This window comes from Paenisporosarcina sp. P4_E4_2, from assembly GCF_056401595.1.
In genome coordinates, this window is record NZ_JBFUJC010000407.1 from 1 (window position 1) to 2,504 (window position 2,504).

Genomic DNA, 2,504 nt, shown 5'->3' on the forward strand with positions numbered 1-2,504 from the left:
GGAAACGTGGACCCATCACTTTTAAGTCCGGTTAATTCACTTCTGACATACCCATTTTTTTTAACTTCAGAAAAGAGGGTTTCATGAAAGTAATCGATGGATTCTTGTGTAAAAAGTTTTTCCCAATGTGTTGTTAATAGCTCGTCCTTTTGATAACCATACAATCTCGCCATTTCTTCATTGACAAATTCATGGTTTCCTTCTTCATTCGTTATCCCAATCGCATCAACCGACGAATCCAATGCATACGTATAATCAACCAACACACTCTTCGTCGAATCAAGTTCTCTCTTCGAATGCAAATACTTATCAATCTGTAGCCCAACTACCCACCCTAAAAACAAATTAACCGGTAATGTAGCCAGACGCCACCACGAAAAGTTTTCTGGAATAACCAAGACGATTAAATTTAGGAGTAGTGCAATAGATGTAATTAATATTCGCCATTTAAATCGCTTTGATATACCCACTCACCCCTATCATGTATAGACTATTATCATAATTCATCAACCTGACAAAAGTCTATGTTTTCTAGCAATTTTGTAAATATCTTCATATGGTAGAATGCGAAATTAAACACAAAAAATGAGCGTTCGAAAACGGCCATCCTTAGTTGGAAAAATCTCAGGTTTTGTTGGATAAGTGACAAAATGCCTATTACGTAACAATCCTCTTAAAGTAACGATCCGTCACTAAACCAAACACCGAAGCCAATGTCTGTTGAAAAAGCATGCCCATGATAACTGGCACAGCAACTGCTGCCGGGAAGTATGAAATCGCGAGTACCGCACCCGCACTGATATTTCGCATGCCGCCATTAAACATTAGCGCAATCACAGTCTCTTTATCCTGCTTAAACAATTTTCCAGCGAAAAAGGAAATCAAATATCCGCTACACGCTATGAAAAATACAACGACCGCTATGGCAATCAGCTTCCCGCTTACGTCAAGCAAATACGGCGCAACTACCGCTCCATTCAACATCACAACAAAACCCATTCCAATTTTTGAAAAAGGTGAAAGGCTATCACTTAATCTCTTCACCTTATCACCGGTCGTCAGTTGATTCAGCATCATCCCCACAATCGAAGGAATCACAATCATCAAAATCAATCCTTGGGTCATACTGATAACATCCATTTCGATGTTTCCACCCACCAACAACGACATCGTAAAGGGTACAATCAACGGTGACAGCAATGTATCAATCAAAATAACTGATAGCGACAGCGCTATATTGCCTTTATAAATAGCGACCCACACAACACTCGAAATACCAGTTGGAATGGCCATCGACAACACTAATCCAGTTATGGTAAACATATCACCACTAAACACCACATGACCTATCCCAAGCGCCCATAGTGGCATAAATACATGCAACACGAAGATTGTTAGCACCAAAGGCAAAGGAGAAAGCATCGCTTGTTTCATCGATGCAAAATTCGAATTCAAACTGCCCGCAAACGTCATGAACGCAAATATCCATGGAATCAGTCCCGAAAAATCGTGAAGCGTCGCCGAAAAAATAACCCCAATTACCAAACTGATTGGGATGAACAACGACATTATTTTTTCCAACTTTTTATTTATTCTAATTAACATGCAACCAAATCCCCTAAAAAATACGAAGTCTTTACACATTATAATCCCATTCAGTCTTTCGTGACCCTAATAAAATATTTTTTCAAAACTTCACATGATAATGATGATTCAAACTCAAACTAAATCAAACTGAATAGGCAACTTGATTAAGGAGGAATTCACATGGAACTAAACCGCATCAAGCAAATCGTCAACTCGCCAAATGATATCGAAGTCACGTACAACGGAGTTTCCGTCTGGATCGACCAAGTTCACGAAAACGGCAAACTCGCAACAGTCCATCTTCGTCGCTCACTCGAAGAGCGTTCTGAAGTCGACATCTCCGAACTTAATGAAGTGGTACACTAATACGCCGATGTCTATTTTTCCAACTAACACGGCGTTTTTTCCAACTAAGCTTTACCCCCCTACTGTAAACGAAAGAATTATCTCCATATTCCCATAAAACAGGCGGCTGAAGATGCAATTTCAGCCGCCTCCTCACTTTCTCCATAAAAAGAACCCAACAACTTAAAGTTGCTGGATTCTATCATCACTTTCTTTATCCTTCAGCCCCAACGAAGATGCTAAATATCAATTGGATCATCCGACTTGCGATCAGTCAAAATTCCCATCTCTTCAATATGTCTTCTCGCTTCTTCATTCCCCTACCCCCTCCCCCTCAAACAAAACATCAAAGAGCATAATGAAATCCATAAAAAAAGGCTGTCGTATATGAAATTTCGACCGCTTTACTGTTAATCTTACAATCGATTACTGCCACAAACATCGCGTATAAACCACAWATAAACGACCGAAATAAAAATTTCGACCGTTCATAACAATTATTTAACTTTCGAGAGTGAATCCAATTATCTTTATTGATTTCACGTAAATTAAGCACGCTATATCCCCAATTT

Annotated in this window: 3 protein-coding genes; 1 reads left to right on the forward strand and 2 read right to left on the reverse strand. The window is 39.2% G+C overall.

The window, feature by feature from the left end; genetic code table 11:
• On the reverse strand, window positions 1-470 hold a 470-nt coding region (locus AC1DSB_RS17875), incomplete at its 3' end, for a PAS domain S-box protein (protein ID WP_477587264.1).
• A gap of 187 nt (window positions 471-657) precedes the next feature.
• On the reverse strand, window positions 658-1,605 hold the full coding sequence (locus AC1DSB_RS17880) for a bile acid:sodium symporter family protein (protein ID WP_477587265.1): 948 nt from the start codon (window positions 1,603-1,605) through the stop codon (window positions 658-660).
• Between the two features lie 162 nt (window positions 1,606-1,767).
• Between AC1DSB_RS17880 and AC1DSB_RS17885 the strand changes: the two genes are divergently transcribed.
• The gene (locus AC1DSB_RS17885; RefSeq protein WP_016428176.1) at window positions 1,768-1,953 is read left to right on the forward strand and encodes an H-type small acid-soluble spore protein; all 186 of its coding nucleotides are present in this window, start codon (window positions 1,768-1,770) and stop codon (window positions 1,951-1,953) included.
• Window positions 1,954-2,504 lie beyond the last annotated feature (551 nt).